26 protein-coding genes are annotated in these 24986 nt (G+C 39.3%); 8 read left to right on the forward strand and 18 right to left on the reverse strand.

Going from position 1 to position 24986, the window contains the following annotated elements; translation table 11 throughout:
• Positions 1-58: 58 nt before the first annotated feature.
• The 11 genes from OA91_RS19710 to OA91_RS19750 all read right to left on the reverse strand — a co-directional run bounded on the left by OA91_RS19710 (position 59) and on the right by OA91_RS19750 (position 11240).
• The gene (locus OA91_RS19710; protein ID WP_157203804.1) at positions 59-1111 is read right to left on the reverse strand and encodes a hypothetical protein; all 1053 of its coding nucleotides are present in this window, start codon (positions 1109-1111) and stop codon (positions 59-61) included.
• A 153-nt stretch (positions 1112-1264) separates the two neighbouring features.
• Entirely contained in the window at positions 1265-1711 is a 447-nt protein-coding gene (locus tag OA91_RS19715) for a hypothetical protein (protein WP_063337649.1), read from the reverse strand.
• Positions 1712-1793: 82 nt separating this feature from the next.
• A complete protein-coding gene (locus OA91_RS24335; RefSeq protein ID WP_157203805.1) occupies positions 1794-2030 on the reverse strand; it encodes a hypothetical protein in 237 nt (78 codons plus the stop codon).
• 204 nt (positions 2031-2234) lie between these two features.
• A complete protein-coding gene (locus tag OA91_RS19720; protein ID WP_063337650.1) occupies positions 2235-2987 on the reverse strand; it encodes a hypothetical protein in 753 nt (250 codons plus the stop codon).
• Positions 2980-5907, reverse strand: a complete 2928-nt coding sequence (locus OA91_RS19725; protein ID WP_063337651.1) for an AAA family ATPase — start codon at positions 5905-5907, stop codon at positions 2980-2982. The genes OA91_RS19720 and OA91_RS19725 overlap by 8 nt, the downstream gene beginning before the upstream one ends.
• 487 nt (positions 5908-6394) lie before the next feature.
• On the reverse strand, positions 6395-7096 hold the full coding sequence (locus OA91_RS19730) for a ceramidase domain-containing protein (protein WP_063337652.1): 702 nt from the start codon (positions 7094-7096) through the stop codon (positions 6395-6397).
• A 218-nt stretch (positions 7097-7314) separates the two neighbouring features.
• A complete protein-coding gene (locus OA91_RS19735) occupies positions 7315-8142 on the reverse strand; it encodes a c-type cytochrome (protein ID WP_063337653.1) in 828 nt (275 codons plus the stop codon).
• A 183-nt stretch (positions 8143-8325) separates the two neighbouring features.
• A complete protein-coding gene (locus tag OA91_RS19740; protein ID WP_082828039.1) occupies positions 8326-9171 on the reverse strand; it encodes an RNA polymerase sigma factor in 846 nt (281 codons plus the stop codon).
• Between the two features lie 3 nt (positions 9172-9174).
• Positions 9175-9615 (reverse strand): sigma factor, encoded by a 441-nt coding sequence (locus OA91_RS24100; protein ID WP_082828040.1) that lies wholly within the window; start codon positions 9613-9615, stop codon positions 9175-9177.
• Positions 9616-9619: 4 nt separating this feature from the next.
• Positions 9620-10036 carry a YciI family protein gene (locus OA91_RS19745; RefSeq protein WP_082828041.1) on the reverse strand — a complete coding sequence of 139 codons (417 nt, stop codon included), beginning with the start codon at positions 10034-10036 and terminating at the stop codon, positions 9620-9622.
• A gap of 169 nt (positions 10037-10205) precedes the next feature.
• Positions 10206-11240, reverse strand: coding sequence for a LysR substrate-binding domain-containing protein (locus OA91_RS19750; protein ID WP_063337654.1), 1035 nt, complete (start codon positions 11238-11240; stop codon positions 10206-10208).
• 113 nt (positions 11241-11353) lie between these two features.
• Between OA91_RS19750 and OA91_RS19755 the strand changes: the two genes are divergently transcribed.
• From OA91_RS19755 to OA91_RS19765, 3 genes are all read left to right on the forward strand, one after another.
• A complete protein-coding gene (locus OA91_RS19755; protein ID WP_063337655.1) occupies positions 11354-12259 on the forward strand; it encodes an aminotransferase class IV in 906 nt (301 codons plus the stop codon).
• A gap of 106 nt (positions 12260-12365) precedes the next feature.
• On the forward strand, positions 12366-13196 hold the full coding sequence (locus OA91_RS19760) for an AraC family transcriptional regulator (protein ID WP_063337656.1): 831 nt from the start codon (positions 12366-12368) through the stop codon (positions 13194-13196).
• A 124-nt stretch (positions 13197-13320) separates the two neighbouring features.
• The gene (locus OA91_RS19765) at positions 13321-13905 is read left to right on the forward strand and encodes a LysE family translocator (protein ID WP_063337657.1); all 585 of its coding nucleotides are present in this window, start codon (positions 13321-13323) and stop codon (positions 13903-13905) included.
• Between the two features lie 63 nt (positions 13906-13968).
• Here the strand turns inward: OA91_RS19765 and OA91_RS19770 are convergent, their stop codons facing one another.
• On the reverse strand, positions 13969-14847 hold the full coding sequence (locus OA91_RS19770; protein ID WP_063337658.1) for a LysR family transcriptional regulator: 879 nt from the start codon (positions 14845-14847) through the stop codon (positions 13969-13971).
• A gap of 92 nt (positions 14848-14939) precedes the next feature.
• Here OA91_RS19770 and OA91_RS19775 point away from each other — a divergent pair, with 92 nt between their 5' ends.
• A complete protein-coding gene (locus tag OA91_RS19775; protein WP_063337659.1) occupies positions 14940-15374 on the forward strand; it encodes a PACE efflux transporter in 435 nt (144 codons plus the stop codon).
• On the opposite strand, the gene hxpB is transcribed toward OA91_RS19775, so the two are convergent.
• Positions 15343-15999, reverse strand: a complete 657-nt coding sequence (hxpB, locus tag OA91_RS19780) for a hexitol phosphatase HxpB (protein WP_063337660.1) — start codon at positions 15997-15999, stop codon at positions 15343-15345. The two genes, OA91_RS19775 and hxpB, sit on opposite strands and share 32 nt — an antisense overlap.
• A 202-nt stretch (positions 16000-16201) precedes the next feature.
• On the opposite strand from hxpB, the gene OA91_RS19785 reads away from it, so the two are divergent.
• Positions 16202-17014: a TauD/TfdA dioxygenase family protein gene (locus OA91_RS19785; protein ID WP_063337661.1), complete on the forward strand. Its 813-nt coding sequence runs from the start codon at positions 16202-16204 to the stop codon at positions 17012-17014.
• Positions 17015-17053: 39 nt separating this feature from the next.
• Here OA91_RS19785 and OA91_RS19790 read toward each other — a convergent pair whose 3' ends face one another.
• The 4 genes from OA91_RS19790 to OA91_RS19805 are packed head-to-tail and all read right to left on the reverse strand — an operon-like array spanning position 17054 to position 21351.
• Positions 17054-17677 (reverse strand): nucleotidyltransferase family protein, encoded by a 624-nt coding sequence (locus OA91_RS19790; protein ID WP_063337662.1) that lies wholly within the window; start codon positions 17675-17677, stop codon positions 17054-17056.
• Entirely contained in the window at positions 17677-18714 is a 1038-nt protein-coding gene (locus tag OA91_RS19795; RefSeq protein ID WP_063337663.1) for an XdhC family protein, read from the reverse strand. Before OA91_RS19795 ends, OA91_RS19790 begins: the two co-directional genes overlap by 1 nt.
• A gap of 11 nt (positions 18715-18725) precedes the next feature.
• Complete coding sequence (locus OA91_RS19800) at positions 18726-20888, reverse strand: xanthine dehydrogenase family protein molybdopterin-binding subunit (protein ID WP_063337664.1); 2163 nt, start codon at positions 20886-20888, stop codon at positions 18726-18728.
• 1 nt (position 20889) lies between these two features.
• Positions 20890-21351, reverse strand: coding sequence for a (2Fe-2S)-binding protein (locus OA91_RS19805; RefSeq protein ID WP_063337665.1), 462 nt, complete (start codon positions 21349-21351; stop codon positions 20890-20892).
• 271 nt (positions 21352-21622) lie between these two features.
• Between OA91_RS19805 and OA91_RS19810 the strand changes: the two genes are divergently transcribed.
• Positions 21623-22504: an AraC family transcriptional regulator gene (locus OA91_RS19810; RefSeq protein WP_063337666.1), complete on the forward strand. Its 882-nt coding sequence runs from the start codon at positions 21623-21625 to the stop codon at positions 22502-22504.
• A 15-nt stretch (positions 22505-22519) separates the two neighbouring features.
• Here the strand turns inward: OA91_RS19810 and OA91_RS19815 are convergent, their stop codons facing one another.
• Positions 22520-23455, reverse strand: coding sequence for a LysR family transcriptional regulator (locus OA91_RS19815; protein ID WP_063337667.1), 936 nt, complete (start codon positions 23453-23455; stop codon positions 22520-22522).
• Positions 23456-23573: 118 nt separating this feature from the next.
• On the opposite strand from OA91_RS19815, the gene OA91_RS19820 reads away from it, so the two are divergent.
• Both OA91_RS19820 and OA91_RS19825 read left to right on the forward strand, forming a co-directional pair.
• Complete coding sequence (locus OA91_RS19820) at positions 23574-24599, forward strand: zinc-binding alcohol dehydrogenase family protein (RefSeq protein WP_063337668.1); 1026 nt, start codon at positions 23574-23576, stop codon at positions 24597-24599.
• A 57-nt stretch (positions 24600-24656) separates the two neighbouring features.
• Positions 24657-24947, forward strand: coding sequence for a putative quinol monooxygenase (locus OA91_RS19825; RefSeq protein ID WP_063337669.1), 291 nt, complete (start codon positions 24657-24659; stop codon positions 24945-24947).
• The last annotated feature ends 39 nt before the right edge of the window (positions 24948-24986 follow it).

Here is a 24986-nt window from a genome sequence, read left to right on the forward strand (position 1 = left end):
TTATCATGGCTGTTTTCGTGATTTTCCATTGTAATTTCTACGAAATCTAAAATACGTCCTACTTCAACCTAACATGCAGCAAGATCCCTTTATGGTCTGTTACCGCAACAGCGCCATTACTCACTATATTACTTAGTTGATGATCCGTGCGCCCTTCATAGGTTGCATCGTCGTCGTCACTGTCTGAGCCATCGTCTCCATCATCATTTACGCCGTGGTAAACAAACTGATTGGTATACTCTATCCAAGGGAGGTGAACGGTATTTTCATTATATAAAGCAATGTCGTAGAACTTCTCTCCTGTAGAGTTAGTTCCGTGGAGGTTACCGAATGAGTGTTTTAAAGTTGAATCAGTTACGACTTTTGTCGCCAGTTTATAGCTATTACCACCAGAACTCATGGCATTCAAAATATTTACCACGGTAGAAATGCCGCTTTGATTCGTATCGCCCATGATGATATCGGGTATTTTTTTAATTAAGCTAGAAGCGTTAATTTTGTCTTTTAAACTGGTGAAAAAGCTCTGCATACCTGTGCTTGAAGAAGCATGGCTATTTGGCACATGTAAAAAGACGATCAATAAGTTGTTTTTGATGAATGCAACAAAGCCGGTGTCACTTAGAAAGTGTGTATTCAAGCTTAAGTTGGTATCTATAAAAGGTGTGAACAAGCTGAAATTCTGACAATGTTTCTTTGCAGAAGCCACTCTGACGCTTTTCCCTAGATCCCTAAAGGTACTGATATCATCCGAAGTAATCTGAGCGTTTAACTCCCCGACACAAGTAATATCTACATGCTGTTTAATACTTCGGCGCATTTGCCTTTGACCATTCAGGATCAAACGCCTTATGTATCGCCTTCTAAGCATTCTGTCCTTATCCCTGTTTACTAGTGGCTTATACTCTCTCACTTTAACGTCTAGCTTAACCCTTTTTTTAGCAATGGTTTTAGACGCTCTGAGCAGCTTTTCACGAAACCTAACAGTACCGCTACTCACAGCGCGCTTAGCCGTGGTACGGGTATGCATACATTCTTTCCAAGAATACGAACTTGTCGGGTCAGAGCTATTTGTTTCTATGGATTGATAATAGATGCTAGTACTCGTAGTCATAAAAATCCTTGTAAACGCTACCTATATCTGAATTTAGGTACAGAAAAGTTGAAATGAGATTCAGTTAAAAAATCATATATTAAATAGCAAGAGATACAAAGCAGATTTATGGGTGAGGGTTTGGTGTTAGAAACTTCTTTCGGTTAAATGGTTTTATTCAGTTATTGGCTCAATTTGAGTCATTCCATTATTATACTTTTCTTTAAACCATTTTTCCTTTAGCAACTTCTCACAATTTGTCCCTAGTTTTTTGGCAGCTGTGCCTAAAACTGCTCGTTCAACTTTACACCACCTTACCATTCTACTTCTAATATAAGGGTCAGTCGAATCTTGATCAATCAAATATGTTCGACCAACTTCTAATTTAGCTTGTAATTGCTTCGTACCTTTAGCATCTATAGTGTCGAACATTATTTTATTATCAAAGTCTATATCTATTTGCCTTAACATCTCTAATTTTAATAACCTTTCTTGCTTCCATTGCAAGTAAAAACTACCCACACTGAAAATTAAAGATACAATTAATACAAAAAGAAAAACATAATTCTTCTTTTGAACTGCTAATGAAATTCGATCAATATCTTCTGGTAAAACACTCATTTCAAACCTCACAGATAAAATATAAATTCAAGTTATTTTTAAAAATCATTAAAAATATTAGCACTTTTAACAAAAACAGCCACTAGAAAATTAATGCGAATATTTGAAATAGATTAAAAATTGGCATGCCTGTCCATGCAAATATAGCAATGGTTTTAGACGCTCTGAGCAGCTTTTCACGAAACCTAACAGTACCGCTACTCACAGCGCGCTTAGCCGTGGTACGGGTATGCATACATTCTTTCCAAGAATACGAGCTTGTCGGGTCAGAGCTATTTGTTTCTATGGATTGATAATAGATGCTAGTACTCGTAATCATAAAAATCCTTGTAAAGGCTACCAATATCTGAATTTAGGAACAGAAAAGTTGAAATGAGATTCAGTTAAAAATCATATATTAAATAGAAAGAGATACAAAGCAGATTTGTGGGTGAGGATTGGGTTTTAGTGGCTTTCTTGGACAATAAAAAGCCATGATAAATTATTAGGTTTTATCATGGCTGCTTTGTGATTTTTATCACTATTATGTAAAGTCTGAGAACTGCTGTTTTTTTATAAGATCAATTAAACCAAATTCAGAAAGGTTATTGTTTTTATATTCTAATAAAGCCATTTCTTTATCTCCAGTTTTCAAAGCCCTTATAAAATTTTTAAACTTTTGATAATGTGAAGATAAAATTTCAAGCCTAAGTAATTTAGCATTATTGTTTGAATGAAGAAATTCATCATAATGACCAATCCCGAACATTTTAATTGTTTTCAAAGCTTTCTCATATTCATAGCCATTATTGTTTCTAGGAGTCAGCTCTAATAAGTTACGCCCTGTTTGTGACATAACGAATCGGACATTAAATAATTCACTAAGGTTGTCTGTTAATGGATTAACTATTAATGGTTGTTCTTTCTCGATAGATTCTGAACATGTGCCTCGAATAGCAGGAGAAAAAAGGGGAAATTCACATCCTTTATATAAGTTATTGCAATCAGAACACATCACAATATAGTTTTTATCCTCATATTTAAGGAATGGATACAAGCCATTTTTTTTCGGTCTATAATGATCAATTGTAGCCTCAATAGAAATACTTTGACTATTATTACTTGGTCGAGTTAATGAACCATCTAAACGACATTCGCATATAGGGCACTTATTCTTAGTAACCTTTAAATGAACAGGTTTAAAAATTGACCACCGTTTCGCATTATTCGAAGCGAGAAATTCTTTCTTGGTATTTTCGTAGTCACTATGTTCATAAAGATCCTTCATACTAATCATTGAAAAACTCTCCAAACTCTTCAAGAAATTCTTCCATATCTTCAGGTTCAATAGATTCAAATCTATTAAAATCAATTTCTTTATTATCTCTTAAAAACTTTAAAAACTTATAATAATTTCTATTATAAAGAATTTCACTAGAGAAGCTATTATCAAGTTCTAACTTTATCTTTTCAATTCGTTCTACTTCTTCATCATTAGGCGAATTTATTATTTGCAACGATGAGTACTCTTTTATTTTATCTCTCATATCTTTTCCAATTAGAGACGATAAATTAAAGTGTTCAAGAAGAACTGACGAAATATCTAGGTATTTCGTCCCTATTTTACTAGTATCAATGCAAGTACTTTTATAATCTATAATTCCAATCTCATTTTGATTACGATTTAATAGAATCAGTGGATTATGTGTAGTTGATACAATTTGCATTTTTGGATTTAACTCTTTTACATTGTCAATAAAAGAAGACTGCCACTCAACATGTAGAGATGTTTCTGGCTCATCCATGATTAAAATAGATGATTTTCCAGAGTTTAAAATCACATTTAGAAATATAATCAGTAATTGTTTTTCACCTGAAGAGAGTTGATTTAATCTTATTCTCTTCTTTTCCGGTGATGACAATTCAATTACTAGCGCATCATTATCGTCATCTATTATTATGGTTTTCTCAGTATCTAAGAAATATTTATCCATTACTTTTTTAAATTTAAGTAAAACTTTTGATTCATTATCTATAATACTATTAATTTCAACAGAAAGTTTCTTAAATTCTAACAAAGATTCAGGAGTACTGTCGGTAATATTTTCAAGTATTTTATTTCTTTTACTTTCTAACTCCTCTGATCTATTACTTATAATCTGCTTAACATTTCGTTGATACTTACTAAATTTATTTGTCAAATTCTCAATTACTAAATCCAAAGTTAAACTTTCATTTTTATTAGAAAACCGACTTAAATCATTAAGTGAAGGAATAATTATTGGGTTTAAGTTTAAAGAAGGTGTATTTGCTTTTAATACTTGTTCTGAATTTTGACCATTTTCAAATTCTTTTTTTATTGTTAATTCAACATATGGGTAGTTATAATAGTCAAGTATTTCTTTATTATTAGATATACATGCACTAAGCAAATTTAATACAGTACTTTTTCCTGATCCATTTTTACCAACCAGAAGATTAATATCGTCCTGTAAATTCCACTCTATATCACGATTACCAAATATATTTGTTATTTTAATTTTACATATTGTTGTTCGTATTGGTTCTTTCATTTCCAAAGCACCTGAATTTATCAATAATTTTTTAAGTTTTTCTCTAAAATTCAGAAAGTTTTTTGAACTTTCTTTAGGCAAAAAATTTGTTATAATATTATCGAAAATGAAATTTTTTCTATTTTGATGAGAACCTCTTCCTCTCATCTCATAGGCTTGTTTCCATAAGTGAGATTTCTCTATAATCAGTTCTTTGAAAATAAAATCTCTCAAGTTTTTAGAGAAAGTTCTTTTGATTTTATTTTGTGAGTCACATATTTCTGAAACCAAATTATTTTTGGTCAAAAATAAATTTATATCTCTCATGATAAAAGTTAGAACCCAGCTTAAAGGTTTTAGATGGCGATATTCAAAATCCTTCCAACTTAGCCTTTTACTGAAAGCTTTTAACACTGCCCAGTGTTCATTATCGAGCCGATTTATAAACTCTTCATGAAATTCATTATTATTAATAGTTGAATAAAAAACTGAATAATCATACTCTAAATCAATAATATTTCTTTCAATTTTACTATTTATTACTTTTAGTAATTTTATTATCTGCCCTGAAGTATGGTGACTGAGTTCTTTTTTATTTAACTCTCCAAATTTAAAGGTGTCTTTATTTTCTACACTAAACTCTATACTTTGCTTACTAAGCGCTGATGATAAATTATGTAAATTCCTTCTTATATAACCGTTTACATCAGTATTATCCAATTTATCTGTTTTAGAAAACACTAGTTGAAATTTATCTTGATAGCCATTTAAGCATATACTTTCAATTACACCTTGCCCACCTGTTGCAAAAGCTTCCTCTGCATCACCAATAAGAATAATATGATTACAAAAATCAAAATAGTCATAGTGCCTTGTGGACAGCGTATCACGTTTCTCACTGTAAGAATGGCCAATGCCTTCTCCATCAATTAAAACAAAATTTGAACTGTTATGAAATTTTGAAGATAACAAGTCACCTTCAATTCTAACATATTCAACTAATGCAGATATGGAGCCAAATTCATTTTTGAGTAAATCTTTATTTTTAATAATAAATTTATCTTTATCATTTATCCCTATTATTTCTATTGTTTCTTGTTCGAAAAGATTTCCCGAATCAGGACATGTTTTTGAAAAATTAAATTCAATTTCACCAATAAGATTATTTTTTATATCATCAACAATATTGTTAACTTTTAAGTTATCAAAAAAACCATCATCATTTACATCTAAATTTAAAGGCCTTAGCTTATTTATTAATGTTTCAGCTTGTTTCTCTATAATTGAATCTGAAACTATATGTTTTAATTTAAACCTTTCATCAGGTGACTGCTCAAATTCATAAATAACATCACTTAAATTAGAGTTTTTATCCAAGGTTTTTTTTATTGCTTCAAAAATCAAATCTTCAATTGCAAAAACAAGGTCTTCTTTTTTCTTTAATAAAATAGTACTTTTAAAAGGTAATAAACTGTTAATTACATATTCAGTTGGTGCAACAGTCGTTCTGCGTTGAGTTGTAGTTGGAAAGTTAACTTCCGTTGTTCCAAGTATTTGCTGAACTAATGAGCTTTTACCTGCCCCTGTGCTACCAATCAAGTAAGCTTTTGTGACTTCCTCTGGTAGATCACCCATTAAATTTTGTATTGTTTTAAAATCGCGCATATTATTCTCTAGAGCTAAAATATATGTTTTTTATATAATACATCATGCCTAAGCTTAGTATCCCTGTTAACTAATATTTTTATATATTCACTTAAAACAATCCTCATATCTTAATTTTTTTAATATAAAATATTTTAAGGAAACAAACTTAAGTTTGATTTTTATACTAAAAAATGACTAGTTTCTTACATTTTAAGATTTAGCTTTTCTATCTAGTCATTTTACAATAAAAAGGTATGAAAAGATCATTAAAACCAAAAGATAAGCAGTTTGAAAAGCCGTCCTTAGCCCTACAAGCTGAAATTTAAAATCTCATTTATTGATAAATGGTCAAAAACCACTAACAGTCTATCTCATATATAAATTACTAGAATCCTACTCATTTCCCTTCACATTTCAATTTATTTCGCTATGATCAAGCAAAAAACATACAATTTATAACATTATCGCTAATCTTTCATTGCAAATATGTCATAGCCCAGAACGGCTAAACTCTGCTTTCTTTTAGACTGCTAGCGGGTTCAATACGTATCAAAGCCTGCAACAAGAATCCAATCATTAGGCCATTCAATAAATGCCAGAGAAAGTGACTACCTAAAGCAAATCTGGAGCACAAAGCGAGGTCATAGGTTCTTGCGACAAGGGATAAGCTAAAGACAGCTGCAGCACTCATTACCCAAGGCCATACAGGACGCTTTTTTATTAAGCTGATTAGGGCAAAAACCCAAAGTCCTATAAGAGCAGGCGTATACTGGCCCGATCCATTTAAGGCATCTGTTGAGGCGCTCACTTGAGTAGCACTGCCTGAGATAAAGATCCAACCTAGGCTGATGAAGAGAAGTGGTAAAAACATTAACAAACGAGTGGCAGTTAAGCCTTGGCGGCCCGTAAGTTTCAAAAACACCACCAGTATATAAAGAGCGACAAAGCTCCAAATAGGGATAACATCCGCAAAGGATGACCAAAGATTAGCTGTGGTATGAAATAGGAAAGAGCCTAAACCAATACAAGCTCCGAGTAGACATAATACCTTTGTGCTGATATCAAACGGCCCTCTTTTTCGAGCACTTGATGCAGCCCAAAGTGCAGCAATCACAAAACTTAGGTTAGATATTGCATTGATTGGTTCGGCCCAAAATGCCGTTCCGACTCGTTCGCAGTATAGATCTATCTCGGTAAACCATTCCATTTACTCACTTCCTTGTAATTGGGTTCGGGTTGATATGCTTATTGATCATAATGAGTATGATCTGCAAGAGCAGGCATTTTAGAGCAAGAATGGGAGCTAGATAAAGCTAAAAGTTTACTGATTTAGCAGGTATTAAAACGCTTAGTAATTAGCGTTTTAATACCTGCAGTTGAGGCTAGATGATTAAGCCAATGACGTGTCGATTACTTTTCTGCTGTTTAGAGCTTGTTCGTATTCTTGTGTTCCTTCATATACACAAGGTAATCAATAGCGTTGTCTATATCCTCATCGGATAAATCAGGCAGCCCTGTCATTCTGCTTCTGGCTCTAAAGCTATCTGGGTTACGGATAAACTGCTTCATATACTCTTTCGTGCGATATTCGGTAATATTTTGCGGAATGTTCAACTCTGGTCCAATCACGCCACCCACTAAATTGACTGAGTGACAGGCCAAACAAGCGCCTTTAAACAACTTGTAACCTTCGTGAACAGAAGCGGATGCAGATTGCTCTGGCTTAATCACCTGATAACTATCTTTGGCAGATATTTCTAAAGCAACCACTTGATGAGGCCAAGGGAAAATGCCGAATGTTTCTTTTTGAGGCCACACCATATAAAAAGGCGAAGGATCAGCAATTTTCTTGCCCTCTCGCATTGGCTCAAAATCACCGGCAATGCCTTTACCGTTTTGATCCAACTGACGATAGCTGATCAGGGCATCTGGGTATTTACGCAGAATGTCGCCATCCAGTACCGCCTTGTATCCATCGGCACAAACAACGGTAATTTCTGCTATGTCGTCTAATGAATAGTTATTATGTTCTAGCATGGCTTTTAGTGAAATGCCTTCATATGTTTTATCTTCATGATAAGACACATCGTAGACGGTAAAGGATTGCACTTTGAATATGTCCATCATGTCAGACAGGGTCATCACTGACTCGTATTGCTCAGATTGAATTCTGAACTCCTGAGACTCGTCATAGGCCATTGCCGATATAGAAACACCCGCCGTTAGTAGGCAACTCAACAAAATCCGTTTCATGAATAATCATCCTTATATTCAAGTTCCATAAAATCGTACGGGATACTGCATGAAACGGGGAGAGAGATCAAAAGGTTTGTCTCAATTTTTGAGAAGTCTAACAAATGAGTGATTTAGGACTAAATTAGTACAATTAAAACAATAAGATAATAGTGAAATTAATTAACACTCTTAAGTAAAAAACTAGACTAAATAGCGATTAAAACGCTTTCTAAGGAGCGCATTAATATGTTCTGTTGGAGCAGCATTGATTGCTTTTTGCATTTCAAGGTTTGCAACTTGAGACTTCCCGATCTGAAAAAGTAAATCCGCTTTGACTGCATACCAGTGGTAAGAGCATGCAAGCCAATTGGGTGGTGTGAGGCTAGCTAAAAAAGTGAGAGCCGCTTCTGGGCCATCTAGATGAGATACTACTATGGCACGGTTTAAACCTAATAATGCCGAAGGGCTAATCTGTTGTAGTTTATCGTATGCCGATAAGATGCTTTGCCAATTGGTCTGTTCAAAGCTAGGGGCTAAACAATGCTCTGCGGCAATACTGGCCTCTAGATGATATCGAGATAAATGCTCACCTTTTGCTGAGTCAAGAAGGTAGCTCATGCCGATTTTAATGTATTTATCATGCCAGAGTGATCTGTCTTGATCCGAGAACAATATCAGTTCACCACTGCCCTCTTGGCGGCTATTCATTCTTGCGAGGTGAAAGAACATTAAGGCCAATAAGGCAAAGGTTTCGGGTTTATTACCACTAGGATGTTCCGACAAAACACTGGCAAGATGAATCGCCTCTTGGCACAGATCTAGCCGAATGGCCTTATCTGGATGAGATGATAAATACCCTTCGGTAAAAATAAGATAAATAACATTCAGTACATTTGAAAAGCGAGTATTAAGCTCACCTAAACTGAAATTAGCAATATCTAACTCACTCGTTTGTAGAGACGACTTAGCTCGATTAAAGCGTTTATAAACATTGGCTTCTGAGATGAAAAGGCGTTTAGCTATCTCGTTAGTACTAAAGCCGCACACGCTTTAAAGGGTAAAAACTAACTGTGATTGCGCTGGTAAGGAGGAATCACAACAGATAAACAAAAGGGACAGCATATCGTCACTCATCTCTTTAGATAAGGGAATTTGCAAGCCCATTTCTTGTTTACTTTCTTGTTCATCCGCTTGAATTAACGCCTGCTGAATGAGCAAGGTTTGTTTGCGTTTATCAGTGCGAAACTCAGACATCAGCGTGCGATAAGCTACTTGGTAAAGCCATGCACTTGGCTGCTTTGGTTTGCCACTCACAGGCCAAGCATCTAAGGCAGTCAGCATGGCTTCTTGCACAGCATCTTCCACTAGGCTGAGATGCTCTATGCCTACCCGCTTACTTAAGCTTGCGACAAGTTGACCATAATGATGTCGAAAAAGATGATCAACTTGGTGCTGCTTCTCTTGTTGATAGTTAGTACCATTTGAATTCATGGGACTATTCTGGCGTCCAGATTTCTCTGATTTCGATACTCACGTTAGGGCTTTCTATCCTAGGGCTTTGATTAATAACCGCTACGGCCTCTTCCATGTCTGCTGCACTAATCATCATATAACCGCCGACGATTTCTTTGAGCTCGATAAAAGGACCATCATCAACACCAGATTGGCGTACAACACTGGCACTGCCGCTCAATTTACCGCCCATGTCTTTAATATTATCTGCGAACTTTTCTTGCCATGCTTGGTACTTGGCATACATAGCTTCCATTTCGGAAGGAGAGGGTGAGGATGAGCTATCACAGCCTTGCTCTGATTCACTGCGTAAAATGCACATATAGGTTTTGTTAGACGTTTTTTTATCTGACATTGTTTTATCTGACGCTACTTTATTTGACATTGTTTTATCTGACATAGTTGCTCCAAAAGTTTGACCTTAGATCAGGGCTTAATTACCTCTGATACTCTATAAACGTGTGAGCTCGTGAGTTTTGGACACTTTTTTAAACTTCTCTTTAGAAAAAGTTTCTCTTTAGAAAAAGTTTCTCTTTAGAAAAATCTTCTCTTTAATAAAGGCTTCTCTTCTATTTAGAAAAGGCCTCGATTCTCTGGTTAGCATCAATGCCTAATTCGCTTAATACTTGCACTAATTGCGTTTCATCTTCTTGAACTTGCTGTACTAACCAATCTTGGTATTTCGCCATGGCCCCTTTGCTGGGCTGCTTAGAGATTAAAAGATAGTCCAGTCCTAATAAAATCGGCATATTAAAAGGGATCACTAGGCGTTTTTCGGCTAAAGCTTTGATCGCATAAAACACATCACACACCACTAACCCTATGCCATTTTCTGCAGCTGACAGGGCCATATCTAGCGTTTCAAACTCATAACCTTGGCTAACATCAAACGCTTCATTTTCTTGCCCTTTTCCTTTTTGCCCTTTTCTTTCGAGGGCTGGCCCTCCTAGCAACTCATTCCAAGCTTGCCAGTGTATATGTCCATCTAAGCGAGTGTGTATCAGGGTTTGCCCGATAAGATCCTTAGCTGAATTTATTGGCTCACTTTTCTCAAGGTAAGCGGGTGACGCTAATATGCAAAGCCACTCTTGCCTTAGTTTTACTATTGAGGCGTCTTTGTCTGTGTAATCTAGACAAGCATGTAAAGCGAGCTCATCCCCTTTTAGGTTGACGGTATCTGTGATCTTCCTCATCCAGGTGGTTTCAATATGCAAATCTAACTCAGGCTTGGACTGCTTAAGTTCGCCCATTTTAGGGATAAGCCATCTCGCCGCAAAAGTAGGCGGCACCTGTAACCTTAATAGAGGCTGGCTGCCTTGTATTTCATCCACTGCAAGTTGCAATAAATCGAGAGCTTGGCTGGCCCTTTGTTGCAGTATTGTGCCTGATTCTGTGAGCGCAAGTTGATGCCCTTCTCTTACAAAAAGTGCTGAGCCTAAAAAAGCTTCTAACCCTTTAATTTGTTTACTCACGCCACTTTGAGTGAGTGCAAGTTCGTCACCTGCTTTGGTGAAGTTTAAATGCCTAGCTGCGGCTTCGAATACGCGGATAGATTGCTGTGCAGGCAGCCTTGGGTAACGCTTATTACCATGAATTTCAGTCATACTATAAGAACCAGAACTCGTTTGTTGATGACATGCTAAGTCTCTAACCTCTCAATATATTTCATCATTATTCAATATATTCCCTATATTGAGGACAAATTAGGAGAAAAATCATGTTAGATGATAAGTCATTACCTGCATTTTACAATGGCGACTTCATGACTCTGAGTCAGGTTAGCATTTCCCCCATGGATAGAGGTTTCCTATTTGGCGACAGTGTTTATGAGGTGATTCCTGCTTTTCATGGCACACTTTTAGGCGAGGTAGAACACTACCAAAGATTAATGAATAGCTTGGCGAGCATTGGCCTTAGCCTGCCCTACTCGATTGATGATCTGATCAGTATTAGCCATGCTTTGTTAGCTCAAAAACCTGCTTTTGCTTTTATTTATGTGCAAATTACGCGCGGTGTAGAAGCAACACGAAAGCATCGTTTCCCTGTGACAGCTGAACCCACTATTTTGATGTATTCTCAGCCTGTTGAAGCGGCTTTTGGTCTTGACTATCAAGGTTGTCACGGCCATTTCCATGAGGACTTGAGATGGCAGAAGTGTGATATTAAATCCACCAGCTTAATGGGCAACATTTTGGCTTATCAGCAACTTTATCAGCAAGGTCATGAGAATGATGAAGCCTTGTTAGTTAGGGATGGATTAGTCGTAGAAGCGCCCAGCAGCAACCTCTTCATGGCGAAAGATAACGTTATTTATACGCCACCACTTAATAACATTTTAGCGGGCGTTACTCGTGACTTGGTGATTAAGCTAATTCATGAAGCAGGTTTTGAGCTTGAAGAAATTGCACCAAGTAAAGCAATGCTATTGGATGCTGACGAGGTTTGGCTAACTAACTCTTATGAGGAGCTAAAGCCGATTGTCACCATTGAAGGTAAAAACATAGGTTCAGAAAACCCCGGCCCGATTTGGCTGCAACTTTTTAGTGCTTACCAGAAATTAAAAAGCCAAGAGTTAAAGATAAAAATAAATAGCCAAGCAGTAAAAGCAGGCCTCAATTACTAAAGAAAGGAAGATAAAGCAATTTTATCCAAGTCTTACCTAAGAAGCTTGTATACTCTAATCACTCTTATTGAATTAAATTGAGTTGCGTTACTTCTTAGGTGAGACCATGTCAGTAGAAAACCATTTTCAGTTTGCTAAAAGTGAAAGTCACAATGACATCATTTTATTGGAAGCCTCTATGCGAGACTTCACTTTTTGCAAACATGCCCATGAAGAGTTCTCTTTTGGTATTACTTTGGCTGGAAGGCAGGATTTCTTTTCTCTAGGAAAGCATCACAAAAGCCATGCTGGTAACGTGATGGCAATTAATCCAGGTGATGCTCACGATGGCCATGTGGGCACCAGTGATACTCTGCGTTATAAGATGCTTTATGTTCACCCAGATCAGCTTAGCCCTATGCTAAAGCAAGCTGGCATTCAAAAACCAGAAAGCTTTCGCATTAAAGAAACAGTACAAGACAATCCAGCTATGCAACAGCATATCTTGCGTTTGTTTGCTCTCGTCGAAAACCCAGATACCCCTGCGATGGCCTATTCTTCCGCTCTTTATGAGTTTGCTGTTTTACTGGCAAGACAAGAAGGCATACACCAAGGGCAAATTTATCGTCGCAAAGATTCCGCATTAGAAAGAGCCAGAGAATACTTGCACGCTCACCTTAACCAAGAAGTTTCTCTTGATGCGTTAAGTGCTGAGGTGCATATGTCCAAGTTTCACTTTCTGCGTCGCTTTAAAGACTATTTTGGCATGACGCCCCACCAATATTGGCTTAACTATCGTATCAACCGTGCGAAAGATGCGTTAGAAGCTGGCTCACCTTTGGCGGATATTGTGTTCGATTATGGCTTTAATGATTTAAGCCATTTTAATCGGCGCTTTAAACCCACTTATGGCAAAACACCTTATCAGTTCCAAAGGGACTTTTTACAAGGCAAATAGCTTCAAGAGAAATAGTTACAAAGCAAATAGCTTCAAGAGAAATGATTTTCGAAAGTAAGTAGCTAAACAACCTCCTTATCCACCTTTTAATTTTTAATCATCAAATTCAGTTTGAGGGATCACTATGCTCGAAATTCTTATCTTTGCCTTTGGCATCATGTACAGTCCAGGGCCTATGAACATGCTTGCTCTGTTTGCTGGGGTTAATAACCAAGGCAAACAAGCCTTGCTGTTTTGCGTTGGGGTTGGCTTTGCCATGCTCATCTTATTTTTGCTGGTCGGTTATTTGGGTAGCAATATCATACCGCCACATTATCAAGCTGGAATCGCCATCTTAGGCGCTCTCTATATAAGTTACTTGGGGTTTAAGATTATGAAGTCGAGCTTTGCTAGCCAGTCCCTGCAAACAAATAATACTCAGCTCTTCTTCAAAACAGGCTTTGTGCTGCAAATCTGTAACCCAAAAGCCTTGGTTGCCATCATTCCTATTGTATCGATTCAGTTCCCACGCGCTGCGATCGAAGGCAACCAGGTTGCAGTATGGTCTTTTATTTTGGGCATGATGGCTTGTGGCGCGCCTAGCCTATATTTATTGGCAGGACACAAACTTAAAACCTTTGCGTTAAACCCCAGAGTTATGGCTTGGATAAATCGTGTAATGGCACTGCTACTTTGGTTTGTGGCTTATCAGTTTGTTGCTGTTTTATAGCTAGATCAACTATAAATATGGCTAAAAACATAACTAAAACATGGCTAAAAACATAACTAAAAACTAGTCGAAAAGGCCTTTTAGGGCTTCAAACAACCACTCTTGAGCAGGGCCTCTTGAGTGGTTTTTTTCTGTCACCATATCAATTGGTGGACTCCAGATTTTATGGTCGAAAGTTAAATCTAATTTACAAAGCTTACCAGCCTCTATCTCTTGCTTCACAAGGTGAGCTGGCAAATAAGACCAACCTAAACCCTGTATTATCATGGCTTTAATATTAAGAAAGTCATTCGCCCACCATAAATTTGCTGATAAAAGTGGCGTACTTTGGTTGGTTTCAACCCTATCCTCTTTTAACGCGATTTGTTTATGAGCCGTTAGATCTCCCACATTGATTTTAGCCATGCAGGCAAGTGGGTATTCTGCATGGCACACAGCATAAAAAGGCAAATGGCCGATAAAGCACAAATCCACCAGCTTATTAAAACTTGGATTGGCCAACATAATACCAATATCAGCACGACCTAAACGCACTTCATTCGCAACTTGTAGACTCGAAGTTGTATTTACTTCTAAGGAGGTATTTGGAAACTTCTGATCAAACTCGGCCAAAATTTTAGTAAGAGCAGGCATCAATAAGGCGTTATCAAAGGTGATACGGACTAGCGCCTCCTCCTCTTTATTGATGGAATCCACCACGGCTTGAAACTCATTGACCTGATGCAAGATAGCCTCTGCATAGGGTTTTAGCCTTTCTCCTTCTGGTGTGAGGCTTGGCTTTCTTGTGGATCGATCAAAGAGCTGCACATCTAAATCTATCTCTAGATTAGCAATACCTTGGCTTACCGCAGATTGCACTTTTCCTAACTTTTTCGCACAGGCAGAAAAAGAGCCTTGCTCTACTGTTTCGAGAAACATGCGTAGCTGATCGAGATTATTCATATCATTAAAAGTGATAGTTATTAACTTGGTTTAATCAATATAAATAATAGAATACTCATTAACAAGCTGAGATTTTCTATTAGGAGTTTGAAATGAAAACTAAAGAACGTATTTTCCATGCATTGCTTTTTGAAGCGCTGGCGCTCATTTTATTAATTAGCCTCGCCTCTTTGCTCCCAGGTCAAGAAACCTCAGCAATGACTGGGCTTGCCATTGCCCTTTCTGTGATCGCAATGGCTTGGAACTATATTTATAACGTGATCTTTGACCGCTTTTTCCCGGGCGATAGGCTAGAAAGAAGTTTTAAATTACGCTTGGGTCATGGTTTAGGCTTTGAAGGAGGTATGATTTTAGCCTCTTTCCCTGTGATTATGTGGGTCACAAAAATGAGCTTTTGGACTGTGTTTATGCTTGATATTGGCGCAGTAGTTTTCTTCATCATTTATGCCATCGCCTATAACTGGGCCTACGACGTTATCAAACACAAATACTGGCCTAAGCAAGAGCCGCAAGGTGAAGCGTCGTAAAGTCGAGCAGGCTAGCCAGTTTAAACTGTGACAATTCGAACTTAGGATTGTCATAGTGTTCCTTCTGGGGCACAACGATTACCTTCATATCCGCTGCAACGCCAGCCGCTAGCCCAGATGGGGAATCTTCAAATACCATGCATTGCTCTGGCTCAACATTGAGCCTTTGCGCGGTTTTAAGGTAAACATCGGGTGCGGGCTTCCCCTTCTCTACTTGATCAGACGAAGTAATCACATCAAAGTAATGTCTCACCTCTATGGCATCTAAAATCACTGGGATTAATTGATAGGGTGAATTAGTTGCCAAGCCTATCTTTAAGCCTTGTTCTTTACAGAAATTAAGAATCTCTTTTACACCGGGTTTGGCTTCACCTTTTTGTTTGATAAGCAATTCGACTTGATCAATTACCGCTTGCTCGACAGACGCTAAAGAATCACCTTGCCAAGGGTGTTGCTGATACCAAAATTCTGTAACTTCTTTGGTTGTCATTGCCGCTGTGATGGCGCTTAACTCTGGTGTTACTCTAACCCCAAGGCGACTAAACACCTGATACTCTGCTTCTTGCCAAAGGGGCTCTGAATCAAACAATAAACCATCCATATCAAAAATTGCGGCAGTGATCATAGTCTCTTCTCTTTTGCTAAAGCAGTAATAGGTAAACTTGAGACATTAATAAGATGCCTCGTTTTAGAGAGTGAACTTTATCTTTAAAACAGTCTCTTAGAAAGTGGCTCTTAAAAAGTAAAAAGCAAAAAGTAAAAAGTGCCTCAACACTTTAATATAGAATTTTCTAATAAAGCATTATCGATACAAGGGAAAACACCAGATGCATATCGAACGATTAACACCGCATTTTGGCGCCATGATTCATGGGGTTAACCTCACAAAATGCAGTTACGCTGAGTTCGAGTCGGTTTATCAAGCTTGGTATCAAAACGGGGTTATTTTCTTGCCAGATCAGAAAATGACGCCTGAAGAGCATCTCAAAATCGCCAGCCGTTTTGGTGAACTTGCACCAGTTCATCCTTTCTTCCCGAATATAAAAGAGGCACCGCAAGTGAGTGTTATAGAAACCGTGAGAGGCAAAGCACCTCTAGAAAGTTTTTGGCATACGGATTTAACTTGGCAAACAAGACCATCTAAAGCCTCGCTACTACATGCCCAGCATTTACCAGAAGTGGGTGGCGATACTCTTTGGTGCTCTATGAGAGCCGTGTTTAATGCGTTGTCTGAAGAGGATAAAAACAGCGCTCGCCAGCTTAAGACGATGCACTCACTGCATGCATTTGAAAACATAAAAACAGACGAGGTAAATGCCGACTGGCATAAAGATGTGATTAAAACAGCGGCGGCGAATCCACCTGTTGAGCACCCTATGGTCACTAAACTGCCTGAAACAGACGAAGAAATTCTCTTTATCAACGAGCAGTTCACCCGCTTTGTCATTAGCTTGAACGACACCGAAAGCCGAGCACTGCTTGATCGGCTCTTCGCTTTAGCAAGACAGCCTGAGTATCAGGTGCGTTTTAAATGGCAGCCAAATACTCTCGCTATTTGGGATAATCGTAGCACGCAACATTATGCTGTGATTGATTATGGTGATGAGCCGAGAAAACTACACAGGGTGACGGTTTATTAAAAGCTTGAGCGACACTCTAAGTTGTATTTTAGTGACGCCTTAAGCTTTGATAGTAGACAGGTATTGTTCGAGATCTTCTGGGTAATCGATATCAAATAGTGCGTTGTCCATCACTTGCAGACTTAGGTTATCTTTCGCTGCCATCAAGATGGGTTTTGCCCCTTGTTTGCCTTTAAGACCTTTTAACTCAGTAAATTGGCTGGCTGGAAAAATCGCAGGCACACCGGGTTTATTGGCATAATAAGCGGTTCGAATTGTCTGTCCATCGTAACCTTTGATGAGGTTTTCAAGGTCATCAAGGTTGACCTTTACTTGATCAGACAAGGTAAAAAGCACCGCATCATAATCGCCTAATCCTTGAATAACCTCACTTGCTTTGGCGATAGACGCACCCAAGCCGAGCGACCAATCTGGATTATAAATCACCTCGGCCTTATCCATTATGATTGGTTTGATCTGCTCATAATAGGCACCTAATACAACAAAGGGCTTGATTCTATTCGGCTGGGATTGAGTCGGCTGGTTTTGAGTCTGCTCAGCTAAAGCAGTTAAGGTCTCAAGGCTATGAAGTATCATGGCCTTATCATGCACTTCTGCCAACTGTTTACAGCTGCCAAAGCGACTCGCATTGCCAGCCGCTAATAGCACGTAAGCTATTTTCATTAGCTGGCTATCCTCGTCTCTTCATTCTGCTCACCTTGGGACACATTGCTATGATGCAGCACGCTATGACACTGGGCCAGAATAGACAGGGCAATACTCTCAGGCAACTGTCCGCCAATATCAAACCCTGCTGGCGAAGCGACTTTTGATACAAGCTGAGAGGGTTTGAGTTTCGCGATACCCAGTACCTCTTGAAACCTATGCTTAGGACCTAACATGGCTACATAATCAATTACTTTAACCTGTGCACTTTTTAATGCTTTAGCGTCAATCTCCATACTGTGAGACATGATCACCATGGCATCCACACCTTGATTAAGCAGATACTCAGACAAAGGCTCACCCACATCGTCCAATATCACATCAGCATTAGGGAAGTTCTTTGCTCTGGCATGACTGGCTCTTGGATCCGCAAGTGTGATTTTCCAGCCCATTTCTTTGGCCATATTCACCAAAGGTTTAGCATCCACACCACCACCTACAATAACTAAATGTGGCTCTGGCACAACTGGCTGCACTAACCAGCTTTCTTCAATAGGTTTTTCGGCATTGCAGCTTTCGTCACTGCTGTGTTGAATAACCACCTTTTGAAAAGGCTTGTCAGCCAGCGGTTCAAAATAAGCCTGATTCGCATTAATTTTTTGATGATACAAGCCTGGCTGACGATTCTCTAACGCCGTTAACATAGCACTTAGACCTAGGTCATTTTCCTTGGTGATAGCTTGCAGCATGATATACACCTTACCGCCACAGCCTATGCCTAACTGATAAGACCAATCGTCTTCATCGGTTGCATCATAGCTGAGTAATAAGGGTTTACCCCATTGCAGTACTTTTCTGGCATTGCGAACAATATCGGCCTCTAAGCAGCCACCGCTTAACAAACCGTATTGCTCTCCTCGACTGTTTATAAGAGTCAAGGCCCCTGCTTTTCGATAGCAGGAACCTTGTGTCTTATAAACCGTCCCCAGCACCCAATCAGCCTCATCTTGGCCTTTTTGCCATGCTTGTAGCATGGCAGTCAGTTGGTTGCTCATAGGAAGGTACCTCAGCTAAATGTGAAACCTGCTTTTGTCATAGGAAGATCCGTAATTCGCACACCCGTGACAGCATAAATTGCGTTAGCAATCGCTGGTCCTGTTGGTGGAACGGCAGGTTCTCCTACACCCGTTGGTGCTTCGTTCGAGCGAACAATCTCAACCTCTATCTCTGGCATATCGCCAAAGCGGGTCGGTTGATATTGTGGGAAGTTAGCTTCAATTACTTCGCCTTTATCCAGTGTTACCTCATTACGAGCAATGGCACCTAGCGCAAAGCCTGCGCCCCCTTCCATTTGAGCCTTAATGACATCTGGGTTAATGGCAACACCACAATCAACGGCGATGTAAAGCTTATCAACATGAACTTGCTTGGCTTTTACACTGACATCAGCCACTACCGCAACATAGGTATTAAAGGAGAAGTGGGATGCAAAACCGCGTTTATCGCCCTCTTTCCAATTCGCCATGTCGCGAGCTGTTTTAATGGTGTTCGCCATTCGTTGACCTTTTGCGTCTGCCTGATCAAGCAAACTTAATCTAAGCTCAACAGGGTCACGCTTAGCTTTTGCTGCTGCCATATCTATCAAGCTTTCCATGACAAACGCCGTATGAGAATGGCCAACTGAACGCCACCAAAGCACAGGAATCACAGACTTAAAGTCACTTACACCCATAGACATGTTAGGCACTTGGTATAAGGTGTCTGATAGACCTTCGACACTGGTATGGTCGATACCGTTATGAACCACCATGGCTTCAAACGGTGTGCCCTTCATAATAGGTTGAGCAGCAACGTGGTGGTCCCAGCCTAGTAGCTGACCGTTTGCATCCAGACCAATTTTCGCTCTGTGCATAGACATAGGACGGTAATAACCACCACGGATATCGTCTTCACGGCTCCAAACAAGTTTAACCGGCGTTTGTCCACCATAAGCTTGGAATGCCAATGCAGCTTCTACATGGTAATCCGAATTTACATTGGCACGACGACCAAATGAACCACCCGCGTAGAAGGTTTTCACCTCAACTTGTGACTGCTCTAATCCTAAGACATAAGCAACTACACCTTGTACTAAACTTGGGCCTTGGCAACCATCATGGAATCTCACTCCATTAGCTGTTTTTTCAATGACACAGTTTAAAGGCTCCATTGGGGCATGGGATAAGAAAGGAAATTGGAAATCCGCTTCAACCAAATGCTCGGCATCTTGCATGGCTGTATTGGCAGCTTCTTTCGTTGTCGGTAAACCATTAAACATGGCGGGTTCGTCGACAAGTTTTTTATACTCAGCGCGCATTTCTTCTGTGCCACGGGTTTCTGCACCAGAGAAGTCCCAGCTTACTTTCAATGCATCTCTTGCTTTGAAAGCCGCCCAAGTGTTTTTCGCATAAACAGCTACACCTGCTTTGTTAGCAAGTACTTTAGCATCGACAAAACCACCTATTTTTTTAGCGTCATCTAGATTAAATGAACTTACCTTGCCACCGAATTTAGGTGAACGATGAATCGCTACATACAGCATGCCAGGTAGTTTCACGTCCATGGCAAACATAGCTTGGCCAGTGGTTTTTGCTTGAGAATCCTTACGTGGCAGTTTGAGCTTACCTATCAGGTTAAACTGATCAGGCGTTTTAGTAACAGGTTTATCATTTAGCTTAAGCGCCATAGCTTCTTTTATAAACTCGCCAAAGTGAGCCGTTTTATTGCCAGCACTGATCACACCATTACGGATTTGAATTTGATTTGGGCTAACACCCCATGCGGTACTTGCAGATCTCACTAATAGATCTCTTGCCATGGCACCGGCTTCACGATATTGCATGTAAGAGTTCGCAATGGCAGTAGAGCCCCCAGTTAACTGAGCACCAAAGAAAAGGTTTTTGTAACGAATGCCGTCAGCTGGTGCGAAGTCTATTTTCATTTTTTGCCAATCGGCATCTAATTCTTCTGCTACCAAAGTCGTTAGGCCTGTTGTTGTTCCTTGGCCCATTTCAAAATGTTTGATAACAACCGTGACTTCGCCATCTTGATTGATACTAACAAAAGGGTTTACCACAATATCACTTGAACCTACGGCCAGCAGTCCACCAGCATTTAAGCCTACCATCATCACAGCAGAACCCGCTGCTGCTGACTTTAAGAAACCTCGTCTTGAAATAGTCTGACTCATCTTATGCCTCCAAGTTTTTAGCTGCGGTTTTAATCGCGTCTTTAATACGCACATAGGTGGCACAACGGCACACATTACCTTGCATTGCAGCTTCTATTTCGGCATCTGATGGTGATGGGTTTTGTTTTAGTAAACCCACAGCAGACATGATTTGACCAGATTGGCAGTAACCACATTGCACAACGTCTTTTTCATTCCATGCGGCCTGTACTACTTTGGCGGTTTTATCTTCTAGGCCTTCGATTGTGGTGATTTCATTTTCGCCAACTGCATCAATCGGGAAAGAACAAGAGCGAATTGGCGCACCTTGGAAGTGCACAGTACAGGCGCCACATGCAGCCACACCACAACCGAATTTTGTACCCGTTAGATCTAGCTCATCACGAATAACCCATAACAAAGGTGTCCCTGGTTCTGCTTCGACTTCTTGTGCTTTTCCGTTAACTTTTAATTTGTATAACATACCGTCTCCCATGCCTGTTTAACCAAATACCACCCAAACCTGCCCGTTCTTTATTTTGGTGATGTTTAATAAGTGTCTGTTATGTGAAATGCTCGTCCCTTATAAAGAGCGCCATTACAACTTAGTTCATACTAGAGGCTTTAGCTGAAGAGAACTTATCAAATACTCTAAAACACCTGCCTAATTCTCCAGAGAGATTGTGTCCAGTGTGCTTTATGGCAAAAATTTCAATATACTTTTTATTTCCTAACACAGATGAAACAGGCCCAAAATGACATTAACCGAGCTGTTAGCATTAGCGACGAATTACATGGAATCTCAGTCAATGGGTAACGATGAGCTGCTATCACCTATCCCTGATTTCTTTGTGCATCAGTCGAAAAAGCCAACTCAATTAAATGCCTGCTTTTATCACCCTATTGCCTGCATCATTCTGCAAGGGAGTAAGGAAGCTATTGTTGGGGATGAGAAAATATCTTATCGGGCTGGCATGTCATTAATTGCTAGCCATAGCGTACCCGCCTTTTCTCGTATTGTTGAAGCGAGCGAGGAAGCTCCTTATATTGGCCTCGCCATCTGTTTAGATTTGGGCATACTTCGCAGCTTGCAGCGTGAAATGGGCGAACCTGAGATTCTCGATAAAGAGTTCAAGCCTTTAAGTACAGCGCAATCCACCAATGAACTAATTGATGCCATGGGCCGCTATTTGGCCTTAGAAGGTAAACCTTTAGAAATGAAGGTGATGGGGCCATTAATTTTAAAAGAAATTCACTTTTTATTATTAAAGTCATCCAATGGCAATATGTTACGACACCTGGCAGGGCAAGACAGCCACGTAAGCAAAGTCACTCAAGCTATTGAGGAAATCCGCACCAATTTTAAAGTTACCTTATCTGTCCCAGAGTTGGCTAAAAAGGTGGGAATGAGCACTTCTTCGTTTTACGAGCACTTTAAGCAAATCACTAAATCAACCCCTTTACAGTATCAAAAAGAATTAAGGCTAATAGAAGCACAACGTTTGATTAGAGAGGAACAAGCCTCTGTCTCTAGTGCGGCATTTGAAGTTGGTTATGAGAGCCCAACTCAATTTAGTCGAGAATACTCTCGTAAGTTTGGCAATAGCCCAAGACAAGAGTTAGCCGTGCTTAGCTAAAAATCAAACTAAAAATTAGCTAAGCACGCTCTCATCAAGAATCTTTTTTTCCACTAACTGGCTTAATAAGTCACGACTCTTTTCTCTTAGCCTGTCTCTTAGTAACCGGACTGCGGGTGAAATAGATTGCTTGCTTGGGCAAATGAGCCAAAGCTCTGTTGGCGTCGGATGATACTCAGGCATGATATTCACCACTCTTTGCGCTAATAAATCTGCCGCCATATCTAAACTAGATTTAACCGCTATACCCTTACTTGCCACACACCAACGCCTTACAAGGTCACCATCGTTAGAGATACGGTTACCTTTAACCTTCATTTTAATGTCGTTATTTTCATGCCTAAAATTCCAGACATCATAAACTACATCCTGTAACTGGTAATGCAAACTATTATGTTCAGAGAGCTCATGGGGATGTTTGGGTGTGCCGTGTTGAGTGAGATATTCATGAGTTGCACAGGTTAGCCTTGGCACATTGCAAATTTTAAAGCCGTAAAGGTTAGAATCATCAGGAAAGCCATAACGCAAAGCAATATCAACAGAGTCTCGGTAGAAATCGATATTAGAGTCGCTAATATTTGTTCTCAAGCTTAAATCTGGGTAATCATCCATAAATTCATCAAGCCAAGGAATCACAAGGTTACGACCTAAATCCGATGAGACAGCAAGCCTTAGCTCGCCTTCAACTATATCTTGGCCATCTTTCATATTTTGCTTAGCTTGGGACAATATCTGTAAAGCCTGCTGACATTGGGGAATATACTTTTCACCCGCACTTGAGATTCTAAGCTGCCTTGTTGTTCTCACAAACAAAGACACACCGAGCTCAGCCTCTACTCGTTTTAATGCCGCACTTGCTGTGCCTGTGCGCATATCTAGGCTGGTTGCCGCTGCGGTTATACTACGAAATTCCGCCACTTTCAGGACCACATGTAAATCTTCTAAAAGCATATTATCCAAAATTATTAGAAAAAGATTCAATTATTATCCTGTTTATCTATCAATATGCAATCCCTATCATGTGCTCATCAGTTCAGTAAACGAACTCAAAATTCGAAGGAGAAACACAATGAAAGCGATCGGTTATAAAGCGTCTTTACCTATTTCAGATGCGAACTCTTTGGTAGATATTGAAGTAGCACAACCTAAGGCTACAGGTCATGATTTATTAGTTAAAATTGACGCAATTGCAGTGAACCCTGTTGATTGCAAGATACGTCAGAATGTTGCGCCAGAAGGTGATGAGCATAAAATTATTGGTTGGGATGCTGTCGGTGAAGTGGTTGCAACAGGCGAAGCCACTAGCCTTTTTAAACCCGGTGATAAAGTGTTTTACGCCGGCGATCTCACTCGTTCTGGTAGTAATTCTGAATTCCAACTTGTTGATGAACGTATTGTTGGCCATAAGCCGAAAAGTTTGAATAATGCTGAAGCTGCCGCTTTACCATTAACCGCCATTACAGCCTATGAATTACTATTTGATCGCCTTGCAATCAAAACCCAAGCACCTGGCACAAATACAGTATCTGACGAAGTTATTCTCGTGGTTGGAGCGGCAGGCGGTGTGGGTTCTATCTTGATTCAACTGGCTAAAGCAATTTCTGGTGCAACCATTATTGGTACCGCATCACGTGAATCCTCTAAAGCTTGGGTGAAAGAGTTAGGCGCTGATTATGTGATTGACCATACGAAAGATCTAGCAGATCAAATTAATAATCTTGAAATTGGCCCTGTTACCCATGTTGCTAGTTTAAATAGCACGGATAGCTACTTTGAAACCTATACCGAAATTTTAAAACCTTTTGGCAAAATTGCTCTCATTGATGACCCAGCAATCCTTGATGTTTCCAAGATGAAGCGCAAAAGTTTGTCACTTCATTGGGAGTTTATGTACACCCACTCTATGTTCCAAACAGAAGACATGAACAAGCAAAACCTGTTGCTTAATAAAGTCGCAGACCTTGTAGATCAAGGATTTATTAAAACCACAGTGAATAAGCAATTAAGCCCGATTAATGCAGCAAACCTAAGAGCAGCTCATGAAGCAATTGAGTCAGGCCAATCTATCGGCAAGATTGTTCTGGAAGGCTTCTAAACCTGTTTGATCAAAACGTTTTACAATTATTTAAAATTAAATTGAAAGGAATTAAAAATGGCTAAGCTAACGATTGTTGCCAATATCAAAGCACATGAAGATAAAATTGAATTAGTAAAAGCAGAGCTTTTAAAATTGATTGACGCCACTCGTGCGGAAGAAGGTTGCATTAACTATGACCTGCACCAAGATAACGAGAACCCTGCTCACTTTATGTTTTATGAAAGCTGGGAAACACGCGAACTTTGGCAAGCGCATATGGGCAACCAACACTTACAAGATTATATGGTCGCTACCGAAGGCGCTGTTGTTGAGTTTACTCTTAACGAAATGAGCCAAATTGCTTAATATCTTCTAAGGTTCTTTGAAAAAAGTTCCCTATAAAAG

The organism is Marinomonas sp. SBI8L (genome assembly GCF_001624705.1).
Classification (GTDB): Bacteria; Pseudomonadota; Gammaproteobacteria; order Pseudomonadales; family Marinomonadaceae; genus Marinomonas.

Excerpts from the sequence above, each read along its gene's own strand:
- OA91_RS19710 (WP_157203804.1), bottom strand. The coding sequence starts at position 1,111 with ATGACTACGAGTACTAGCATCTATTATCAATCCATAGAAACAAATAGC.
- OA91_RS19715 (WP_063337649.1), bottom strand. The coding sequence starts at position 1,711 with ATGAGTGTTTTACCAGAAGATATTGATCGAATTTCATTAGCAGTTCAA.
- OA91_RS24335 (WP_157203805.1), bottom strand. The coding sequence starts at position 2,030 with ATGATTACGAGTACTAGCATCTATTATCAATCCATAGAAACAAATAGC.
- OA91_RS19720 (WP_063337650.1), bottom strand. The coding sequence starts at position 2,987 with ATGATTAGTATGAAGGATCTTTATGAACATAGTGACTACGAAAATACC.
- OA91_RS19725 (WP_063337651.1), bottom strand. The coding sequence starts at position 5,907 with ATGCGCGATTTTAAAACAATACAAAATTTAATGGGTGATCTACCAGAG.
- OA91_RS19730 (WP_063337652.1), bottom strand. The coding sequence starts at position 7,096 with ATGGAATGGTTTACCGAGATAGATCTATACTGCGAACGAGTCGGAACG.
- OA91_RS19735 (WP_063337653.1), bottom strand. The coding sequence starts at position 8,142 with ATGAAACGGATTTTGTTGAGTTGCCTACTAACGGCGGGTGTTTCTATA.
- OA91_RS24100 (WP_082828040.1), bottom strand. The coding sequence starts at position 9,615 with ATGAATTCAAATGGTACTAACTATCAACAAGAGAAGCAGCACCAAGTT.
- OA91_RS19745 (WP_082828041.1), bottom strand. The coding sequence starts at position 10,036 with ATGTCAGATAAAACAATGTCAAATAAAGTAGCGTCAGATAAAACAATG.
- OA91_RS19750 (WP_063337654.1), bottom strand. The coding sequence starts at position 11,240 with ATGACTGAAATTCATGGTAATAAGCGTTACCCAAGGCTGCCTGCACAG.
- OA91_RS19755 (WP_063337655.1), top strand. The coding sequence starts at position 11,354 with ATGTTAGATGATAAGTCATTACCTGCATTTTACAATGGCGACTTCATG.
- OA91_RS19760 (WP_063337656.1), top strand. The coding sequence starts at position 12,366 with ATGTCAGTAGAAAACCATTTTCAGTTTGCTAAAAGTGAAAGTCACAAT.
- OA91_RS19765 (WP_063337657.1), top strand. The coding sequence starts at position 13,321 with ATGCTCGAAATTCTTATCTTTGCCTTTGGCATCATGTACAGTCCAGGG.
- OA91_RS19770 (WP_063337658.1), bottom strand. The coding sequence starts at position 14,847 with ATGAATAATCTCGATCAGCTACGCATGTTTCTCGAAACAGTAGAGCAA.
- OA91_RS19775 (WP_063337659.1), top strand. The coding sequence starts at position 14,940 with ATGAAAACTAAAGAACGTATTTTCCATGCATTGCTTTTTGAAGCGCTG.
- hxpB (WP_063337660.1), bottom strand. The coding sequence starts at position 15,999 with ATGATCACTGCCGCAATTTTTGATATGGATGGTTTATTGTTTGATTCA.
- OA91_RS19785 (WP_063337661.1), top strand. The coding sequence starts at position 16,202 with ATGCATATCGAACGATTAACACCGCATTTTGGCGCCATGATTCATGGG.
- OA91_RS19790 (WP_063337662.1), bottom strand. The coding sequence starts at position 17,677 with ATGAAAATAGCTTACGTGCTATTAGCGGCTGGCAATGCGAGTCGCTTT.
- OA91_RS19795 (WP_063337663.1), bottom strand. The coding sequence starts at position 18,714 with ATGAGCAACCAACTGACTGCCATGCTACAAGCATGGCAAAAAGGCCAA.
- OA91_RS19800 (WP_063337664.1), bottom strand. The coding sequence starts at position 20,888 with ATGAGTCAGACTATTTCAAGACGAGGTTTCTTAAAGTCAGCAGCAGCG.
- OA91_RS19805 (WP_063337665.1), bottom strand. The coding sequence starts at position 21,351 with ATGTTATACAAATTAAAAGTTAACGGAAAAGCACAAGAAGTCGAAGCA.
- OA91_RS19810 (WP_063337666.1), top strand. The coding sequence starts at position 21,623 with ATGACATTAACCGAGCTGTTAGCATTAGCGACGAATTACATGGAATCT.
- OA91_RS19815 (WP_063337667.1), bottom strand. The coding sequence starts at position 23,455 with ATGCTTTTAGAAGATTTACATGTGGTCCTGAAAGTGGCGGAATTTCGT.
- OA91_RS19820 (WP_063337668.1), top strand. The coding sequence starts at position 23,574 with ATGAAAGCGATCGGTTATAAAGCGTCTTTACCTATTTCAGATGCGAAC.
- OA91_RS19825 (WP_063337669.1), top strand. The coding sequence starts at position 24,657 with ATGGCTAAGCTAACGATTGTTGCCAATATCAAAGCACATGAAGATAAA.